Origin of the sequence: Psychromonas marina (genome assembly GCF_030161115.1) — a bacterium.
Taxonomy (GTDB): Bacteria; Pseudomonadota; Gammaproteobacteria; order Enterobacterales; family Psychromonadaceae; genus Psychromonas; species Psychromonas marina.
Map to the genome: position 1 here is coordinate 256,705 of NZ_BSPQ01000013.1, position 18,136 is coordinate 274,840.

Consider the following 18,136-nt stretch of genomic DNA (forward strand, 5'->3'; position numbering starts at 1 on the left):
TTATGTAGCAGATTCAATGCAAAAAAGCCCCGTTTACAAATTGTAAACGGGGCTTTTTATACTGATAATTGCGTTTTTCTAATGCAGCTTTAAGCGTGGACGTAATACACGGTTAATACGTTCAACAATCGTCATTAGTGTTGTTTTAACATAACCATGCAATGCAACTTGATGCATACGGTATAAAGAGACATAAACCAGACGAGCAACTCGCCCTTCTACTTTCATTGAACCTTTGGTTAAATTCCCCATCAAGCTGCCTACCGTGCTGTAGTTACTCAATGACACCAATGAGCCATAATCAGTGTATTTATAATTAGTAACAGGCTTATCTTTTAATGTAGCGATAATATTTTTAGCAACTAAAGACGCCATTTGATGAGCAGATTGAGCGCGAGGAGGTACAAAACCACCATTTGGTAATGCACAACTTGCGCAATCGCCTATCGCATAAATAGTATCATCAAGGGTCGTTTGTAAAGTTGCTTTAACCACTAACTGATTAATACGGTTAGTTTCAAGTCCAGCAATCTCTTTTAAGAAATTAGGTGCTTTAATACCAGCAGCCCAGACAATGAGATCCGCTTCAATCAACTCACCCGATTTGGTCATTAAGCCTTTATCAGTCGCTTCAGTCACCATTGTTTTAGTACGAACATCGACGCCTAATTTCAATAACTCTTGATGCGCTTGACCTGAAATTCGCTCAGGCAGTGCTGGTAATATTTTTTCACCCGCTTCAACCAAGCTGACTTTAAGATCCGTTGTATCGATATGTTCAAAGCCGTAACTTGATACTTGCTCTAAAGAGTTATAAAGCTCAGCTGAAAGTTCAACCCCGGTGGCACCTGCACCTACGATAGCAACACTCACCTGGTTTGTTTCTTTAACACCAAGTTGCAAGTACTTGTTAAGCATTAAATGATGGAATTTTTTAGCCTGTTGAGGGCTGTCTAGGAAGATACAGTTATCACTAACACCTTTAGTGTTAAAGTCGTTACTAACACTACCTAATGCCATCACTAAGATGTCATAGCTTAGCTCACTTTCTGGTAAAATCTCAGTGCCATCAGTATCAATCAATTTATCGAGTTTGATGATTTTATTATCACGGTCAATATCAGATAACGCAGCTAATTTGAAGTTGAAGAAATGGTTTTTAGCATGAGCACGGTAACTTAATGAATCGATGCCATGGTCTAACGATCCTGCAGCGACTTCATGCAGTAGCGGTTTCCATAGATGAGTACGGTTTTTGTCAACTAAGGTAATAAGCGCTTTGCCTTTTCTACCTAGTTTGTTACCAAGTTTCGTGGCAAGCTCTAAACCACCAGCACCACCGCCTACAATAACGATTTTTTTCATGAGATTTCCTCTAAGATTTAGTTTCATTATTATTCTTGAGGAAAAACAGTAATGAAACGAAACAGAAGTTTGAACCGAGGCAACAAAGTAGTGCAATGTTATTATAAATGCAACTAATTTGTTAAAGATGTCATGTATTTTTATGGCGTTCGAACAATAAAGTAACAATACGGTAACAAGGCGACGATATGCCGCCTTTAATCTGAGGTTAAGCGAGTTCTTTGAAGTGTTTTATGGTTTTTAAATGGTGAGAAATATCGTGGAATTTATGCCCCTGTTTATCATCAAATATAATCTGATAATACGCAGATAACTCATGCTCACTTTGTGAAGAGTCCATCATCTCATCGCTTCTTGAGAGTAGACATAAACAATTCTTACTGTTTAATGTACGAAAACTACTGACACATTTCGTTTCAATATCAAAATACTCTTCAGGCCATTCAATTTTTCCTACCATATTATCTTCTGGATGAAGATTAGGATTTAGAATAACCTGTTTAATGCCACATAAAAAACCGATGCGTTCACTCCAGTACCCCCCTAAACCAACCCCACAAATGAGTGGTGATTTATCATCGCTACTTTGGATATGCTTATGCACCTCTTTTAATATATGGCTCATATCATGCTTAGGATGAATAGTGCTGTAGTGTACAAAACGTACATCATCATCAATAAATTTTAATTGCATCACTTTTTCATGGTTTCCTGGACTTGTAGCATCAAAACCGTGTAGATAAATGATCATTAATTATTCCGCCTTTATTATTATAATCGACTTTTAGCGATTTTATATTTACCTTAAATTGAGGTTATAACCAGTTTATGGAAATAACCACCAAGTGCAAGGGTTGCAACGTACTTATTAGATCCGCTCAGCAAACTGCATCAATTTTTGATGGTTTTCTATCCAAATTGGATTTTTTTGTAACGGTAATGAAACATTATTTCCTTGATAACGCATCTGTTGAACAGCTCTACTGTCTTGTATCTTAGGGATATTAAGTGCATCTAAAATTGAAATAGCTGCCTCACTATCGTTACAAGCAAGAATCAAATCACAACCCGCATCCAACGCATTATGTGCACGAGAAACATGATCACCAACAAAACTTGCTCCATGCATTGATAGATCATCGCTGATAATCACACCAGAAAAACCTAACTGTTGACGTAAAATAGTTTGCAACCAATATGTCGAAAAGCCAGCTGGCTGATCATCACATTGATCATAAACAACGTGCGATGGCATCACAGCGGTTAAGGCACCTTGCTCAATTAATGCTTTAAAAGGGACGATATCCTGATTAAATATATCCGTCATTGAACGAGAATCGATCGGTAATGCAACATGTGAATCTGCTTTAACACTGCCGTGCCCTGGAAAATGTTTTCCCGTAGAGGCCATTCCCGTTGCTTGCATCGCATCAAGGTAAGCCGTTGCAATCTCAGTCACTTGTTCAGGTCGTGGTGCAAATGATCGATTGCCAATGACATCTGAAATTCCATTAATGTCTAATACCGGTGCAAAGCTAAAATCAATATCACACGCAATAAGCTCACTCGACATGATCCAACCACTTGCATAGGCTAATACTTTCGCCTCTTGTACTGAGCTATGCTGGAGTAATGCACCCGCTGAGGGTAACAAAGTAAAACCTTCTCTAAAGCGCTGCACTCGTCCACCTTCATGATCAACGGCAATGATGATCTCTTTTCTAGCATATAAACGAATCTGGCCAACAAGCTCTTTTAACTGTTGAATGTCGAAAAAATTGCGGGTAAATAAAATAACACCCGCGACTAATGGGTGTGCTAATACCTCTTTTTCCTGCGCATTCAACTCATATCCAATGACATCTAAAACGACGGGTCTCATACTATTCCTAATCAGTTATGCTATTTTATTAATAAAAAAACCAGCAAAGCTGGTTTTTTTTCGATAATTTATAATATTATAATTAACTTAATCGGCTAAGCAATTTATCTATCTCAGTTCGTTGTTTTCCATTGCTCACTTCTACAACCGCCATTAATATCTCTTTTGCCCCCGCTTTATCGTCTATTTCCAAATAAGCGCGCGCTAAGTCTAATTGTGCACTAACACCATTTTCATCATCGTCGATATCAATATTTTCTTGTAGGTCCACAACATCAGGAAACTCCTCTAAACCTAAGTCTAAATCGAATTCGGTATACGGCTCATCTTTATCTAGCGGTCCATTATTCTCAAGTAATGTTTCAATATCAATAAAGTCATTTTCTTTAATATCAGCGACTTCAGGTAACGCAACCTCTTCATTAAAGGCAACATCACTGATCTGTTGTGCTAAAAGATCATTCTCTTCAACAATTTCAGGTAATTCAACCTCTTCTGCCTGCTCAAAATTAAATGCATCACTGTCATCTTCAATGTCCAAGTCAATAGCGATTGGTGTAGCGCTATCTTCTTCTAGTTGAGCAGTTTGTTCCGGTATCGTTGATGACTCAGAGAGGCTCGGAGTGTCAAATAATTGATCAATCTCTGCTGTAGACATATCCTCAGAATCTGCTGAGATTTGCGCTTCCCATTGTGCAGCAAGGTCTAAATCCGCTTGTTCAGCAGCAGAAATTGATGTCTCCTCTGCAAGATCTATATTTTGTTCACCATCAACTAGTGCGGCAATACCAAAGGGATCATCTTCACTCGATTCAAACTGATCATCTTCTGTTAATGCTGCAATGCCAAAAGGGTCATATTCAGTTGGGTTAAACTGCTCATCATCCAAATCAATCGCAGTGGTTGGCGTTTCATCATCTGTTAATGCAGCAATGCCAAAGGGGTCATCTTCAGTAGGTTCGAATTGTCCATCATCTAAATCAACCGCTGATATTAATGTTTGATCATCAGATAATGTATCAATGCCAAAAGGATCATCATCGTCTAAATCAACCGCTGCCATCGGGCTTTGGTCATTCGTTAAGGTATCAACTCCAAAGGGGTCATCTGTACTACTTTCTCGCTCAAGGTCATCTATATCAACAGCAACAATTAACTCATCATCTTCTGTTAAATCAACTACATCTAGAGTAATTTCTTCATTTAAACTATTTTCTGAAAAATCATCAGGGATCGTAAGTGTATCAGCACCATTTCTAGACAATTCACTTGTTGGATTTAACTCGGGCTCTGCGAAATCGATATCTTCTTGCCCAGCTTCAGAAACATCATCGGTTAATAAAACATCAAATTGTCCGGACTCTTGCATTAAAATAGCAGTGGATTCTGCAAGTTCTTGCTCTTGCTCAGCAATTTCACGTTTAGAGCGGATGCGAGAAAGAGCAACAAAAATCAGTAACAACAAAATAACTGGAGAGAGAATAGCGATTAATAGGTTGGTTAAAGAAGCAGTGATAGCCTGCAATATTTTATTTAGCGTACCTTCACCGCTAAAAGGAGCTGGCTCAACCGAGTCTAGTTGTGCTCGGTAATCATCTATTATTTGTTGAAGTTGCGCTTGAGTTGCTATTTCAGCATCCAGTTGCTCAGATAGCCGACTAATTTGATCATTTAAAGGCTGCAACTTCAATTTCAATATTTGTGTTGCTTCAGTAGCAACAATATATTGTTCATTTAAGAGATCCATCTCCGCTTGTAATTCAATAAGTTGTTGATCAGCGACTAATTGACTCTCACTATTTAATTGCTTTTCCGTAGGCTCCACTGCCGAGACAGTTTTAGCCGTTTGAGTTACCTCTTTTTCTACTGGTAGCGGTTTAGCAGTAACGGGGCTCACTTGTGACTTTTTAGGAACGGGTGCAGCAACCTTTTTTTTCTTTATCGCAAACCTTTCAATCAGTTTAATGGCTTCTTGGTTCGTTTGTTGTTGGACAAAATTTAGCGAAGGAACTTTTATAATTGATTCGGGGATAATTTTATTAATGTCGCCTTGATAAAATGCGTATGGATTGCTTTTATAAATAGCGACAAGGGTTTGTTGTACACTGACCGAGTTATCTGGTCTTAACTTAGTCGAGACCGCCCAAAGTGTTTCTGTCTGGCTAATTGGCCCATATTGTTCAAACGATAAAGAGGTCTCTTCACTTGGTCCTGTTAGGTCAATACTAAAGCTTACAGATGGAGAAAAAAGCAATGGAGAACAACAGATTAGAGAGAGGAGGAGACGCTTCATATTCATTCCTTGAAGATAATTAGTTCGAGTAGTTTTACTGCATGATAAACCAGCTCAATTAGTTCTGTAAAAGAATTGAATAAGTAAGGCTAGAATTGGGATCTAGCCCACTATAAATCAAGCTTTTACAGCTATTAAATATAACTAGCGATTAACTTTTCTGCTACTTTAATTGCTGTTGTTGCTACACCAAAATGATAGTTATCTGCGCAAACCCACATATTGATGCCACTTGCATCGCAAAGGTCTTTGCGTAAACGGCCAACATGTACGTTAGTATTAGTCACAACGTCACTGATCATATTTGGGTAATCACAAACCGTTTTGGACAACGTGATGCCTTCACTATGATGCAAAGATTGTGCAACTTCATCCATATCGACAGGATAATGTGTTTGTAGGTGTACTGATTGTGCACAACCATAAAACAGTGGTACAACAACCTGTGTTGGTGAAACAATAATTGAAGGATCATTTAATAAACGACGAGTTTCAGTTACCAAACGCTGTTCACTGAAGCTGATACCGTCATCATTAAATTCGCCCACTTGCGGGAAAATATTAAATGCAGTTTGCTGAGGAAACAGTTCTGTTTTTACCTCTTTTGCATTCAACAAACGAGCTGTTTCGCCTGCTAATGTGGTTACACCGGCTTTGCCAGCAATAGAAACAGATTGGTAGCTTGAAACATTGATGCGTACTAAACCAACTTCTTGATGAAGTTGAGAAATAGCTAATGCTAGCTGTGCAGTTTCACTGCTTGGGATCGCTACTTTGTTAGTTTGTGAGAAATTAGCGAGATGCTCTTCATTTACATCAACTTGCACTAATGGCACATTTTCATCTTCTAAAAAAGTACCGCTGTTATCAATGACAACACAATGCTCACTAGCAATATCAGCCCATGCTTTTGTAGTTTCGATATCTGTTAAGAAAAATGCGATATCTACTTTTTCCCATTCAAAACCATTGATATCGATGACATCTACTGGTTTACCTGAAAACATCACACTGCGAGTTTCTTCTTCTTCATCGATTTGAGACTCATCTTGCAGTGGAAATAGTTTAGCGACAGGGAAGTCGCGCGATACAAGCACCTCTAGTGTTGCTTCAATACAACCACTTAAGTCGCCGATAACGGCAATATTATATTCTGATTTCATTTTATCTCTCTTTTACATTCAGCTTTAAAGCCTAATGCTTGTAATAATTGGGTTTGCGAAGCGGGTGCATTTACGCTTAATGTCGACATTTCACGTCTTTCGCTATACGTTTTGCGCATGATATCAAAACCGTCATCTTGATCAATCATTTGTCGAAATAGAGCATCATCTCGACGAACATCAAAAATAAGGTGTATCAGTTTTTTGAGTATTGGTTGAGTGATTATTTCTTCAATCGTCACGTCGGATATAGCAGGTTTGACAACAAAGTCTTGTGCTTTATGTGTGATATTCACCCCGACCTTCTGACAAAGCGCATGATATAACATCTCTGTGCCACGCGCTTTACCATCTAGGCTATAACCGGCAATATGCGGCGTTGCGATTTCAACAAAAGGAAGCAATGCTTTTTCTATTGTTGGCTCATGTTCCCAAACATCTAATACTAATGTGGGCTGAAGCCCTGCTTTAGCCATTTTCAATAATGCTTGATTATCAATTACTTCACCACGAGATGCATTTAATAATATCTGTTTATGATTGAGTTGCTTTAAAACGTTCGCATCAAACATATGTACCGTTGGATAGTCCCCGACACTCACCTTGGGTACATGTAAGCTGATAATGTCAGCATTAATCACCTCATCAAAGGAGCAGAATGCACGATTATCACCCGCTAATTGCAACGGAGGATCATACAATTTACAGTTCAGCCCTAACGCGTTCAAGCGTTCATATACTGCACTGCCTGTATTACCAGCACCAACAATGGCAACAGTTTTATCGACTAACTGAAACTGCATTTTTTCTGCAAGGACTAATAAACTACTTAAAATATATTCTGCGACAGATATTTTATTACAGCCTGGTGCGCTGTTAAAAGTAATGTCTCGCTGTTGTAGGTATTGCTGATCAATATGATCAGTGCCAATGGTTGCTGTACCCACAAATTTAAGACATTTATTAAGATGTAGTAATTTTTCGTCTACGTTAGTAATTGAACGCACTAACAGTATATCTGCATCAATTAACTGCTCAGCAGTGACAGTTCGCCCAGAAAAAAAATGTAACTCTCCAAAATCGCTGAAAAACTGTTTTGCGTAAGGGATATTTTCATCAATATAAATTTTCATCGTTAACCATAATTTTTAAAGCAAAAAAGGAGCATAAAGCTCCTTTAAATATAGATAGACGTAACGCCTTTAGTGCAAAGCAAACGCTCTGCTACCAATATTTTATTTAGTGAAACGCTTAAATACTAATGTTGCGTTTGTACCACCGAAACCAAAACTGTTAGACATAACAATATCTAGTTTTGCATCCTGTGCTTTATTTGCAACAATTGGTAAATCTTTAGCTAGTTCATCAATATCATTGATATTGATTGATGGAGAGATGAAATCATTTTCCATCATGATCATGCTGTAGATCGCTTCATGTACACCAGCAGCGCCTAACGCGTGGCCAGTCTGTGATTTAGTTGCGCTGATTTTTGGTGCTTTATCTGCAAATACTTCATTAATTGCACCAAGCTCTTTAGTATCACCAACGGGTGTTGATGTACCGTGAGTATTAAGGTAATCAACTTCACCTTCAACAGTTGCAAGTGCTTGTTTCATACAACGAACAGCGCCTTCACCTGATGGAGCAACCATGTCGTAACCATCAGAAGTTGCGCCGTAACCTACGATTTCAGCATAGATTTTTGCGCCACGAGCAAGTGCATGTTCAAGTTCTTCAACAACAACAATACCGCCACCACCAGAGATAACAAAACCGTCACGGTTTGCATCGTAAGTACGCGAAGCAAGTTCAGGTGTTTCATTGTATTTACTAGAAAGTGCACCCATCGCATCAAAAGTACATGCTGTAGTCCAGTCTAATTCTTCACCACCACCAGCAAACACGATATCTTGTTTACCTAGTTGAATTTGTTCCCACGCATGACCAATACAGTGTGCACTTGTTGCACAGGCACTGCTCATTGAGTAGTTAACACCCTTAATTTTAAACGGTGTTGCTAAACATGCAGAGGTCGTGCTCGCCATTGTACGCGGCACCATGTAAGGTCCAACACGACGCACACCTTTAGTTTGCATGATCTCAGCGGCAGCAACTTGGTTTACTGAAGAACCACCACCAGAGCCAGTTACGATACCGGTACGTTCATTAGAAACTTGATCATCTGCTAAACCAGCATCAGCAATAGCCTGTTCCATAGAGATATAAGTGTATGCAGCGGCATCACCCATGAAACGCATGATTTTACGATCTATGTGATCTTTTGGCTCTATTTTAAGGTCACCCCAAACGTGGCTACGCATCTTTTTCTCAGCAAACTGCTCAGAGAAGGTGATACCTGATTTACCACTTTTCAGTGATGCTAGAACTTCTTCTTGATTGTTACCAATACTAGAAACAATACCAATACCTGTAATTACTGCTCTTTTCATTATTAAGCCTTTATTGCTTGGAGGACTAATCATACAATGGGGGTTAAATATAAAAATACAACCCTGACTGATTTGAACCAAATAGTTTTACATAGAATAGGAATATAACTTGTCTGAAAGTAAAAACCACCAAATTATGCATGCTCAAATAGACTGGTCTGATCAGTCAGGGCCATTTTCCCCTGTATTTGGTGATCTAGATTTCAATACTGACCAAAATATTGCAGATTCACACTCTGTGTTTCTACAAGGTAATCAACTGACTGAACGATGGTCAACTTGGCAAGGTTCACATTTCTGTATTGCAGAAACAGCTTTTGGTTGCGGGATCAACTTTTTATTAACCTGTTTAGCGTTCGATAACTTTCTCCGACAAAATCCCGATAACCCTCTGAAAAAACTATTTTTTAGCAGTTTTGAGAAATCCCCCTTAAATCGTGAAGATCTACAACGAGCATTACAACAATGGCCTACTCTCAGTGCTTATATTACCCCTCTTTTAGATCAATACCCATTAGCATTACGGGGCTGTCATCGCATTCATATCGGCAATATTACCTTAGATCTTTGGTTTGGCGATATTAACAACACACTGCCTAATCTATATATTTATGACGATGGTTTATTTGATTGCTGGTTTTTAAATGGTTTTGCACCAAGTAAAAACGCTGACATGTGGAATGAACCGTTATTTAAATTAATTGCAGCTTGTAGCAAAGCAAACGCAACAATCGCGGCCTTTACTGTTGAAAGTTTTGTAAAATCAGGATTAGAAACAGCGGGATTTGTAATATCTAAACGTGAAGGAATCTGTAAAAAACGCGAAATGCTATTCGGGCATATTAAGCAGCCAACAATAGCCAAACAATACGCAGAAAATTACCGCCCCCCCAAACTGAGTTCAAGTAAAGATATTGCTATTATTGGCGCAGGCATTAGCGGCGTTTGTCTCAGTTTAGCGTTAGTCAAACGTGGTTATTCGGTCACTATGTATTGTAAAGATGGACAACTCGGTTGTGGTGCATCAGGTAATCAACAGGGGGCATTATACCCGTTGCTCAACGCTCGGCATGATGCCTTAAGCGAGCTATTTGCTAATAGCTTTTTATATGCGCGTAATTATGTTGAAAAGCTTAACCAACGCCATCCTTTTGATTTTGATCTATCAGGCTTATTACAGCTTTATTACGATGATAGCGCAGCTAAAAAGCTTGATAAAATATTACTCGCATCGTTACCAACGGCATTGGTTCAAAAAGTAACTAGTGAACAAACTGATCAGTTAGCTGAACTCGACATAGGTCAAAGTGCCCTCTTTTACCCGTTAGCTGGTTGGTTAAGCCCGACACAAATGGTACACGCCATTGCTGCTAAAGCAGAAAAATCTGGACGTTTAACTATCAAGTTAAATCATCAGTTAGACACGTTTGAAGAAATTGATAAACGCTGGCATTGTCACTTTACTGTTGATGGAGCAGAACAGAAACAAGAGCACTCATTAATGGTGTTAGCTAGTGCAATGCATACCCTTGATTTTAAACAGTGTGAAGCGCTGCCGCTTTCTGCTGCAAGAGGTCAAGTAACGCATGTACCAACTAATCAACAATTACAAAAATTAAAAATAACACTGTGCCATGAAGGTTATTTGACCCCGATCAATAACGGCGCTCATTGCATGGGTGCTACCTTTAATCGTCATAGTATGGATGAAACATTTTCAGCTACGGAACAGATTGAAAATAAGGACAAATTAGCTAAATGTATCAAGGAAAAACAATGGGTTGAGCAGATTGATATTGCACATGAACATGCCAATGTTGGTATTCGTTGTACTACGCGTGATCATTTTCCTTACATGGGTGCATTACCTGATTACTTAAAGACCAAGCTAGTTTATCAACATGAAGTTAATAAAATGCCCAGTGAAAACGCGCCTTTCCATCCTAATCTATTTATATTAACGGGTTTAGGTTCTCGCGGTTTAAATACCGGGCCACTGCTCGCTGAAACGCTTGCAAGCCAAATTAATCAAGAACCACTGCCCTTAAGTTTACCGATTTTAAATGCATTGCAATGTAATCGTCAGTGGATAAATTATCTTAAGAAAGGCAAAACATTGAAGTTTTAACAATTATTTATCGCCAATTAGTACAAAATTAAGCCAATAAGCCCTATCAAGGGCGCAAAGTTAACGAATGCCAAGATTCTTTAGCGTTAGCCCTTTGTTAAAATTAACAATTTAAGTTAATCTACGCCCTCGATTTATGGGTATGGTTAACTGCTCCAATTTTGTGCTTGTATACTACCCTTTGAAATTAATGAATGAGAAATAGTACTGCTTAATGAAATATTCCCGCGTTTTTATCAACAGCTTTGCTTATGAGCTGGCTCCTGAAGTCATCTCAAGCCGTGATCTAGAATCACGTCTTGCCCCGTTATATCAAAAATTACGTATCCCGATGGGGCAACTTGCCGCATTAACCGGTATTGAAGAGCGTCGTTGGTGGCCAAAGGATCATCGTTTATCTGATGGTGCTATTGAAGCTGCCAAAAAGAGCCTGCTTGAAACCAATATCAGTGTCGATGACATTGGTGCAGTGGTTTACACTGGGGTTTGTCGTGATCAACATGAACCTGCAACAGCCTGTCGTATTGCAGCAGAACTTGGTGTTAATAAAAGTACTGCAATCTACGATATTAGTAATGCATGTTTAGGCGTGTTATCAGGTATTTTGGATGTTGCCAATCGTATTGAACTGGGACAAATTAAAGCTGGTTTAGTGGTCTCTTGTGAGTCTGCTCGTCATATTGTTGATATTACTGTCGACAACATGCTTGAAAATCAGACTATCCAAAACTTCTCACAATCATTAGCCACACTAACCGGTGGTTCTGGCGCGGTTGCCGTATTGCTCACCGATGGTAGTTTACCGCTAAAAAATGAACGTCAGCATAAACTCCTTGGTGCAAGTCATCTAAGCGCTCCAGAGCATCACGATTTATGTAAATGGGGCTTACAAGAAGTGGGTCTTAAATTACACCGAGAATATATGCGCACTAATGCTGTACCGCTTCTAAAAGAAGGGGTAGCACTGGCACTTGATACTTGGAATCATTTCTTAACCCAGCGTGATTGGGTTGGCGCAGAAGTCGATAAGGTTATCTGTCATCAAGTTGGTTCTGCTAACCAAAAACAGGTATTAAGCGCACTTAATATTCCTGCTCATAAAGAATTCCCAACTTTTCAGAAATTAGGCAATATGGGCACCGTATCCCTGCCAGTGACAGCAGCCATGGCACACGATCAAGGTTTCTTAAAATCTGGCGATAAAGTAAGTTTCTTAGGTATAGGCAGTGGCCTTAATTGTATGATGTTAGGGTTGGAGTGGTAATTAATATGAACTTAGAATCTTTATTTCCGTTTAAGCGTAATTATTTAGATAGAAACGGGCAAAAATATCACTACCTTAATGAAGGTCAAGGTGAGCCTGTAGTGATGGTGCATGGCAACCCAAGTTGGTCATTTTATTACCGTAACTTAGTAAAATCATTAAGCAAAAACCACCAATGTATCGTACCCGACCATATTGGTTGTGGTTTATCAGATAAACCCGGCGATGCCGATTACGAATACACACTAAAAAGTCGCATTGATGATTTAGAAGCGCTGCTTGAATCACTTGAAATTAAAGAAAACATCACCCTTGTAGTACATGATTGGGGTGGCATGATCGGTATGGGGTATGCTGCGCGTTATCCTGAGCGTATTAAGCGTTTAGTTATCTTAAATACTGGTGCTTTTCACCTGCCAAAGAGTAAACCATTGCCGTTAGGCCTTTGGATTTGTCGCAATACCCTACTTGGTACATTATTAGTACGTGGTTTGAATGCTTTCTCATCTGCAGCTTCATATGTGGGTGTAAAACGACAACCGATGCCAAAGGATGTGCGTAAAGCTTACGTTATGCCCTTTAATTCATGGAAAAATCGTATCTCTACATTACGCTTTGTTCAAGATATCCCACTCTATGAAAGTGACAAAAACTACCAATTAGTTTCAGATATCAGCAATAGTCTTGAGCAATTTAAACAAGTTCCGACTATTATCTGTTGGGGCTTAAAAGATTTTGTATTTGATAAACATTTCTTAGCCGTTTGGAAAGAGAAGATGCCTCATGCAGAAGTGAATCAATTTGATGATTGTGGCCATTACATCTTAGAAGATGCATCTGATGAAGTTATCCCATTAATTGAACAGTTTATGGAAAAAAATAGATAAACATGAGTGAAAAAAAACAAGCTAATCTTTGCCGTCATCTAATCGATGCGGCAACGCAATTCCCTACCTCTCTTGCTGTCGCTGTACAAAAAAAACGCTTTAATAAATTAATTTATCAAGAGATGGATTTTGCACAATTACATCAGCGCAGTGATCAGATAGCGTTTGCCTTAAATCAATACGGCTTAAAAAGTGGTGATAAAGCCGTTTTAATGGTGACGCCAAGCCTTGATTTTTTCAGCATCACTTTCGCCTTATTTAAAGCGGGCATTGTGCCTATTTTAGTAGACCCAGGCATGGGGACTAAAAACCTCAAGCAATGTTTTAAAGAAGCCAAACCAGATGCATTTATTGGTATTCCTAAAGCGCATTTTGCACGTCGCCTATTTGGTTGGGGTCGTGAAACGATCAAACACAATATAACCGTTGCAGGTACTGGTTTATGGGGTGGTATTGGCTTAAAAGCATTACTGGCTAAATACCCTATTCAAGAAAATAACTATTCCATGGTTAAATTGGAAGATGATCAATTAGCTGCAATCCTGTTTACCAGTGGTAGTACTGGCACACCTAAGGGTGTTGTTTATAGTCACGAGATGTTTGAGGCACAAATTTCTGTGTTAAAAAACGATTACCAAATTCAACATGGTGAACGTGATCTTGCGACCTTCCCGTTATTTTCCCTATTTGGCCCTGCTTTGGGCATGGCCTCTATTGTCCCAGAGATGGATGCTAGCAAACCGATCACCGCTAATCCAGAATACCTGTTTGAGGCGATTCAGAAATATGAGTGTTCTAATCTTTTTGCTAATCCAGCACTTATAGAAATATTAGGCAACGCCGGCAATAAAAAAGGTATCAAGCTAGCGACGTTAAAACGCGTTATCTCAGCAGGAGCGCCCGCTACACTACCTTCGTTAAAGCATTTTTCAAAATTGCTCAATAAAGGCGTTGATATCCTTAACTCCTATGGCGCAACGGAGTCATTACCGATCAGCAAAATTGCCAGCTCTGAACTATTAAAAACAGAAGCGATTACCGATACCGGTGGTGGTATTTGTGTCGGTGAAGCGGTTGAAAATACGCAACTAGCGATTATAAAAATCAGTGAAGAACCGATTGAAAACTGGTCTGAAGAACTCACTATTCCCGCCTATGAAATTGGTGAGATAGTGGTAAAGGGCCCGCAAGTTAGCCAACAATATTACGCACGTGATAATGCAACGGTGGATTCAAAAATTGCCGATGGTGAGCAATCTCGTCATCGTATGGGTGACCTTGGATACTTAGATGAACATGGCCGATTATGGATGTGTGGACGTAAAGCACACCGTGTTGAGACTGTTTTCCAAGACAAAACCAGTACTTATACCAGCAACTATTTTTCTATCTGTAGTGAACGTATTTTTAATACCCACCCCGCTGTTAAACGCAGTGCGCTTGTCGGTATCGAACTTGCTGAACAAAAAACGGCTGTTGTTTGCATTGAACTACTTGAAAAACCGACTGAAAGTAGCTTAAAACTGTTTAATGAATTACGTTTTATCGCAGATAAACATGATCATACACGCGGTATTAAACACTTTTTAATTCATCAGGGCTTCCCAATGGATATTCGCCACAACGCTAAAATTTATCGTGAAAAGTTAGCTGTTTGGGCAAAAAGTGAGATTAAAAAAGAGTTCAACAAATAAGATGACCGAGCATAACATTCCTGATTTCAATTTGCTTTCAGCAGAACAACAAGCAGTTTTAAACGCATTTAAAGCAACCACTAAATGTGTGTTTGTGACTGGCGCAGGTGGTTTTTTAGGTAAAGCCCTTTGTCAATGGCTTCGCAGTGCCGATATCAACGTGGTCGGTTTTGCTCGTGGTGATTACCCTGCATTAACAGCCATCGGGGTAAACATGATAAAAGGAGATTTAAGTAATCAACAATCCCTTTTTGATGCGATGGCTGGCTGTGATGTGGTATTCCATGTTGCTTCAAAAGCTGGCGTATGGGGTAATAAAGAGAGTTACTTTAAACCTAATGTAACAGGCAGCCAACATATTATTGACGCCTGTCGCGCTCATAATATCGATCGTTTGATCTACACCAGTACGCCAAGTGTCACTTTTGCAGGGGTCGATGAAGAAGGCATTAATGAGTCTAGCCCTTATGCAGAAAAATTTTTAAATTTTTATGGTTTATCAAAGGCAGTAGCTGAGCAAAAAGTACTAAGCAGTAATTGTGATGCCCTTAAAACCGTTGCACTTCGTCCACATTTAATTTGGGGGCCAGGGGATCGTCACCTTGTACCACGTGTTTTAGATCGTGCCAAAGCAGGCAAATTAAAATTGGTCGGTAAAAGTGATAAATTAGTTGATACCATCTATATCGATAATGCGGTATATGCACATCTTCTAGCGGCTGTTGAGTTAGATAAAGCAACATCAAAATGTGCAGGTAAAGCTTATTTTTTAAGTAATGATGAGCCGATTTTTATGGGCGATATGCTGAATAAAATTCTTGCCTGTCAGTCTTTACCAGCAGTGACAAAAAGAGTACCTGCATCCGTCGCTTTCGCGGTTGGAAGCGTCCTTGAGTGGGCTTATTTAGTATTGGGTAAAAAAGATGAGCCAATCATGACCCGCTTTGTTGCTAAACAACTTTCTACAGCGCACTACTTTGATATTAGTGCAGCTAAACGAGACTTCGGATATCAAGCACTGGTTAATATAACGCAAGGTATGGCGTTATTAAAAGCATCACTCAACAGTTAGCATCATTATAGAAAAGCCATCACCCTGATGGCTTTACTCTTTCTCAGTAGATATTTTAAAATATCGCTCAGCAGCCTGATAACCCAATTCAATCATCTCACCAGCACGATCAAACTCTAAAGTTCCACAAGCATTACGCGCAATTTCAATGACAACATCGGCAGGATATGCAGCTAGTTTTTGTCGGGCGATGGTACTTTGCATTGCATCAAAGGCTTGGTTTGCAATATCATAAGCTCCCCAATCTTTGCTGCTTATCTGTGACGATTCCTCATTACTAAAGCTATTAATAAAGCCTTTTATTTTAGAATGAAAACCAGTGCTACTTTGCTCAGATACCGGTGTTTTTGCAACCACGCTTTTTTTGATCATCGCCCCACCAAGATTCACCGCAATGGTTAAATCATTATTATCACCAAATGTAGGTGCGATCGGCACAGGGTTAAGCACACCACCATCAATCAGTAACACACCGTTACGATGCACTGGTGTAAAAAAAAGTGGTAAAGAGATAGAAGCGCGAATTGCTTCAAAAAGAGAGCCGCTGTTGATCCAGACCTCTTTTTCATTTTCAATATCTGCAGCGACAGCGGTATAACATAATGGTAGATCTTCTATTTTTTGATCACCAAGAAGTGCGACTAAGGTATTAATTATTTTGTCACCTTGAACTAAACCATTTGATTTCCAGGCTAAATCAAGTAATGAAAATATCTCAAATTTATCGATCTCTTTAATCCACAGCTCAAACTCAGTCAAACGTCCCGCTGCATATACACCACCAATTAAGGCGCCAATAGAACAACCCGAAATCGAATTTATCTGGTAATCATGCTCCACCAGCCACTTGATAATCCCAATATGGGCAAGACCACGTGCCCCACCACTGCCTAACACCAGGGAAACTGTTGTCTTAGGTTTCATTACTTTCATACAGATTACCTTTAATTGCTTGGTATATTAGAAATAGTCGTGTATCCAACTCTAATTGGTGGTATTCAGGCAGCATATAACAACATAATTTATAAAACGCCTTATTATGATCCTTCTCTTTCAGGTGTGCTAACTCATGTACGACAATCATATCCAGCATCGCTTGCGGCGCTTGTTTGAACAATGTTGCAATACGGATTTCCTGCTTTGCTTTAAGTTTATTACCCTGCACCCGTGAAACATAAGTATGTGTTCCTAATGCATGTTTAACTAACTGCAACTTAGCGTCATAACTTACCTTACTGATAGGAGAAGATTGTTTTATATATCTTTTTTTATAATCTTGAACGTAATCATAAAGTGCGCGTTCACTATTAATTGTGTGGGGTTTGGGATAGCGATTAAGTAAATATGCACCCAATTTGTCGTTTTCAATGAGTGATTCTACTTGTTCTTTAATGTGCGCAGGATAATGGTTAATCGCTTGTAATATTTTAGTCATAGTTTACTTATAGAAATGAAACAGCTATGTATGTTCAATTTAAAATAGGGTATGTTACCCATTTTTATCGTTAGGGATCAATATGATTGAACGTCAACAGACAAAACAACGCATGAGTCGTATCGTAAAACACAACGGCACTATTTACCTTTGTGGTCAAGTCTGCGCAGATGCGACTAAAGATATCACAGAACAAACTGAAACCATGCTTGCAAAAGTAGATCAGTTATTAATTGAAGCAGGCAGTTCACGTGAATCGATTTTATCCGCCACTATCTATGTAAAAAGCATGTCGGATCATTTCGCAGCAATGAATGCTGTCTGGGATGCATGGGTACCTGAGGGCTATGCCCCAGCACGTGCTTGTGTTGAAGCGTCGATGGCACGTGAAGCACTACTGGTTGAGATTTCTGTAATTGCTGCTGAGCAGTAATTATATGCAAGGCACGATATAACTCACTAGAAAATACTTGAGTAAAATAGTAGACTATTATTATTTA

15 protein-coding genes are annotated in these 18,136 nt (G+C 39.2%); 6 read left to right on the top strand and 9 right to left on the bottom strand.

The genetic code is table 11. From position 1 onward, the window contains the following. Positions 1-78 precede the first annotated feature (78 nt). From QQK09_RS13205 to fabB, 7 genes are all read right to left on the bottom strand, one after another. Positions 79-1,365 (bottom strand): NAD(P)/FAD-dependent oxidoreductase, encoded by a 1,287-nt coding sequence (locus tag QQK09_RS13205; protein ID WP_284204622.1) that lies wholly within the window; start codon positions 1,363-1,365, stop codon positions 79-81. A gap of 208 nt (positions 1,366-1,573) precedes the next feature. Beyond that, positions 1,574-2,116 (bottom strand): alpha/beta hydrolase YcfP, encoded by a 543-nt coding sequence (ycfP, locus tag QQK09_RS13210; RefSeq protein ID WP_284204623.1) that lies wholly within the window; start codon positions 2,114-2,116, stop codon positions 1,574-1,576. A 117-nt stretch (positions 2,117-2,233) separates the two neighbouring features. Beyond that, positions 2,234-3,247, bottom strand: a complete 1,014-nt coding sequence (nagZ, locus tag QQK09_RS13215) for a beta-N-acetylhexosaminidase (RefSeq protein WP_284204624.1) — start codon at positions 3,245-3,247, stop codon at positions 2,234-2,236. 82 nt (positions 3,248-3,329) lie between these two features. Then, positions 3,330-5,540, bottom strand: coding sequence for a FimV/HubP family polar landmark protein (locus QQK09_RS13220; RefSeq protein WP_284204625.1), 2,211 nt, complete (start codon positions 5,538-5,540; stop codon positions 3,330-3,332). A gap of 134 nt (positions 5,541-5,674) precedes the next feature. Next, positions 5,675-6,703, bottom strand: a complete 1,029-nt coding sequence (locus QQK09_RS13225) for an aspartate-semialdehyde dehydrogenase (protein ID WP_284204626.1) — start codon at positions 6,701-6,703, stop codon at positions 5,675-5,677. After that, on the bottom strand, positions 6,700-7,836 hold the full coding sequence (locus tag QQK09_RS13230; protein ID WP_284204627.1) for a 4-phosphoerythronate dehydrogenase: 1,137 nt from the start codon (positions 7,834-7,836) through the stop codon (positions 6,700-6,702). The genes QQK09_RS13225 and QQK09_RS13230 overlap by 4 nt, the downstream gene beginning before the upstream one ends. 102 nt (positions 7,837-7,938) lie before the next feature. Beyond that, the gene (gene fabB, locus QQK09_RS13235; RefSeq protein ID WP_284204628.1) at positions 7,939-9,156 is read right to left on the bottom strand and encodes a beta-ketoacyl-ACP synthase I; all 1,218 of its coding nucleotides are present in this window, start codon (positions 9,154-9,156) and stop codon (positions 7,939-7,941) included. A 109-nt stretch (positions 9,157-9,265) separates the two neighbouring features. Between fabB and mnmC the strand changes: the two genes are divergently transcribed. The 5 genes from mnmC (at position 9,266) to oleD (ending at position 16,201) form a co-directional block, all read left to right on the top strand. Next, positions 9,266-11,284: a bifunctional tRNA (5-methylaminomethyl-2-thiouridine)(34)-methyltransferase MnmC2/FAD-dependent 5-carboxymethylaminomethyl-2-thiouridine(34) oxidoreductase MnmC1 gene (gene mnmC, locus QQK09_RS13240; RefSeq protein WP_284204629.1), complete on the top strand. Its 2,019-nt coding sequence runs from the start codon at positions 9,266-9,268 to the stop codon at positions 11,282-11,284. A 214-nt stretch (positions 11,285-11,498) separates the two neighbouring features. Continuing rightward, positions 11,499-12,548 carry a 3-oxoacyl-ACP synthase III gene (locus QQK09_RS13245; protein WP_284204630.1) on the top strand — a complete coding sequence of 350 codons (1,050 nt, stop codon included), beginning with the start codon at positions 11,499-11,501 and terminating at the stop codon, positions 12,546-12,548. 5 nt (positions 12,549-12,553) lie between these two features. Then, the gene (locus QQK09_RS13250) at positions 12,554-13,435 is read left to right on the top strand and encodes an alpha/beta fold hydrolase (protein ID WP_284204631.1); all 882 of its coding nucleotides are present in this window, start codon (positions 12,554-12,556) and stop codon (positions 13,433-13,435) included. A 2-nt stretch (positions 13,436-13,437) separates the two neighbouring features. After that, a complete protein-coding gene (oleC, locus tag QQK09_RS13255) occupies positions 13,438-15,129 on the top strand; it encodes an olefin beta-lactone synthetase (protein ID WP_284204632.1) in 1,692 nt (563 codons plus the stop codon). 1 nt (position 15,130) lies between these two features. Continuing rightward, positions 15,131-16,201 carry a 2-alkyl-3-oxoalkanoate reductase gene (gene oleD / locus QQK09_RS13260; RefSeq protein WP_284204633.1) on the top strand — a complete coding sequence of 357 codons (1,071 nt, stop codon included), beginning with the start codon at positions 15,131-15,133 and terminating at the stop codon, positions 16,199-16,201. 33 nt (positions 16,202-16,234) lie between these two features. Here oleD and QQK09_RS13265 read toward each other — a convergent pair whose 3' ends face one another. Both QQK09_RS13265 and QQK09_RS13270 read right to left on the bottom strand, forming a co-directional pair. Next, complete coding sequence (locus QQK09_RS13265; protein ID WP_284204634.1) at positions 16,235-17,134, bottom strand: patatin-like phospholipase family protein; 900 nt, start codon at positions 17,132-17,134, stop codon at positions 16,235-16,237. After that, the gene (locus QQK09_RS13270; protein WP_284204635.1) at positions 17,115-17,636 is read right to left on the bottom strand and encodes a M48 metallopeptidase family protein; all 522 of its coding nucleotides are present in this window, start codon (positions 17,634-17,636) and stop codon (positions 17,115-17,117) included. The genes QQK09_RS13265 and QQK09_RS13270 overlap by 20 nt, the downstream gene beginning before the upstream one ends. 82 nt (positions 17,637-17,718) lie before the next feature. Here QQK09_RS13270 and QQK09_RS13275 point away from each other — a divergent pair, with 82 nt between their 5' ends. Continuing rightward, entirely contained in the window at positions 17,719-18,069 is a 351-nt protein-coding gene (locus tag QQK09_RS13275; RefSeq protein ID WP_284204636.1) for a RidA family protein, read from the top strand. The last annotated feature ends 67 nt before the right edge of the window (positions 18,070-18,136 follow it).

Bases quoted from the DNA above. Each gene is read 5' to 3' on its own strand.
- QQK09_RS13205 (WP_284204622.1), bottom strand. From the start codon at position 1,365: ATGAAAAAAATCGTTATTGTAGGCGGTGGTGCTGGTGGTTTAGAGCTT.
- ycfP (WP_284204623.1), bottom strand. From the start codon at position 2,116: ATGATCATTTATCTACACGGTTTTGATGCTACAAGTCCAGGAAACCAT.
- nagZ (WP_284204624.1), bottom strand. From the start codon at position 3,247: ATGAGACCCGTCGTTTTAGATGTCATTGGATATGAGTTGAATGCGCAG.
- QQK09_RS13220 (WP_284204625.1), bottom strand. From the start codon at position 5,540: ATGAAGCGTCTCCTCCTCTCTCTAATCTGTTGTTCTCCATTGCTTTTT.
- QQK09_RS13225 (WP_284204626.1), bottom strand. From the start codon at position 6,703: ATGAAATCAGAATATAATATTGCCGTTATCGGCGACTTAAGTGGTTGT.
- QQK09_RS13230 (WP_284204627.1), bottom strand. From the start codon at position 7,836: ATGAAAATTTATATTGATGAAAATATCCCTTACGCAAAACAGTTTTTC.
- fabB (WP_284204628.1), bottom strand. From the start codon at position 9,156: ATGAAAAGAGCAGTAATTACAGGTATTGGTATTGTTTCTAGTATTGGT.
- QQK09_RS13245 (WP_284204630.1), top strand. From the start codon at position 11,499: ATGAAATATTCCCGCGTTTTTATCAACAGCTTTGCTTATGAGCTGGCT.
- QQK09_RS13250 (WP_284204631.1), top strand. From the start codon at position 12,554: ATGAACTTAGAATCTTTATTTCCGTTTAAGCGTAATTATTTAGATAGA.
- oleC (WP_284204632.1), top strand. From the start codon at position 13,438: ATGAGTGAAAAAAAACAAGCTAATCTTTGCCGTCATCTAATCGATGCG.
- oleD (WP_284204633.1), top strand. From the start codon at position 15,131: ATGACCGAGCATAACATTCCTGATTTCAATTTGCTTTCAGCAGAACAA.
- QQK09_RS13265 (WP_284204634.1), bottom strand. From the start codon at position 17,134: ATGAAAGTAATGAAACCTAAGACAACAGTTTCCCTGGTGTTAGGCAGT.
- QQK09_RS13270 (WP_284204635.1), bottom strand. From the start codon at position 17,636: ATGACTAAAATATTACAAGCGATTAACCATTATCCTGCGCACATTAAA.
- QQK09_RS13275 (WP_284204636.1), top strand. From the start codon at position 17,719: ATGATTGAACGTCAACAGACAAAACAACGCATGAGTCGTATCGTAAAA.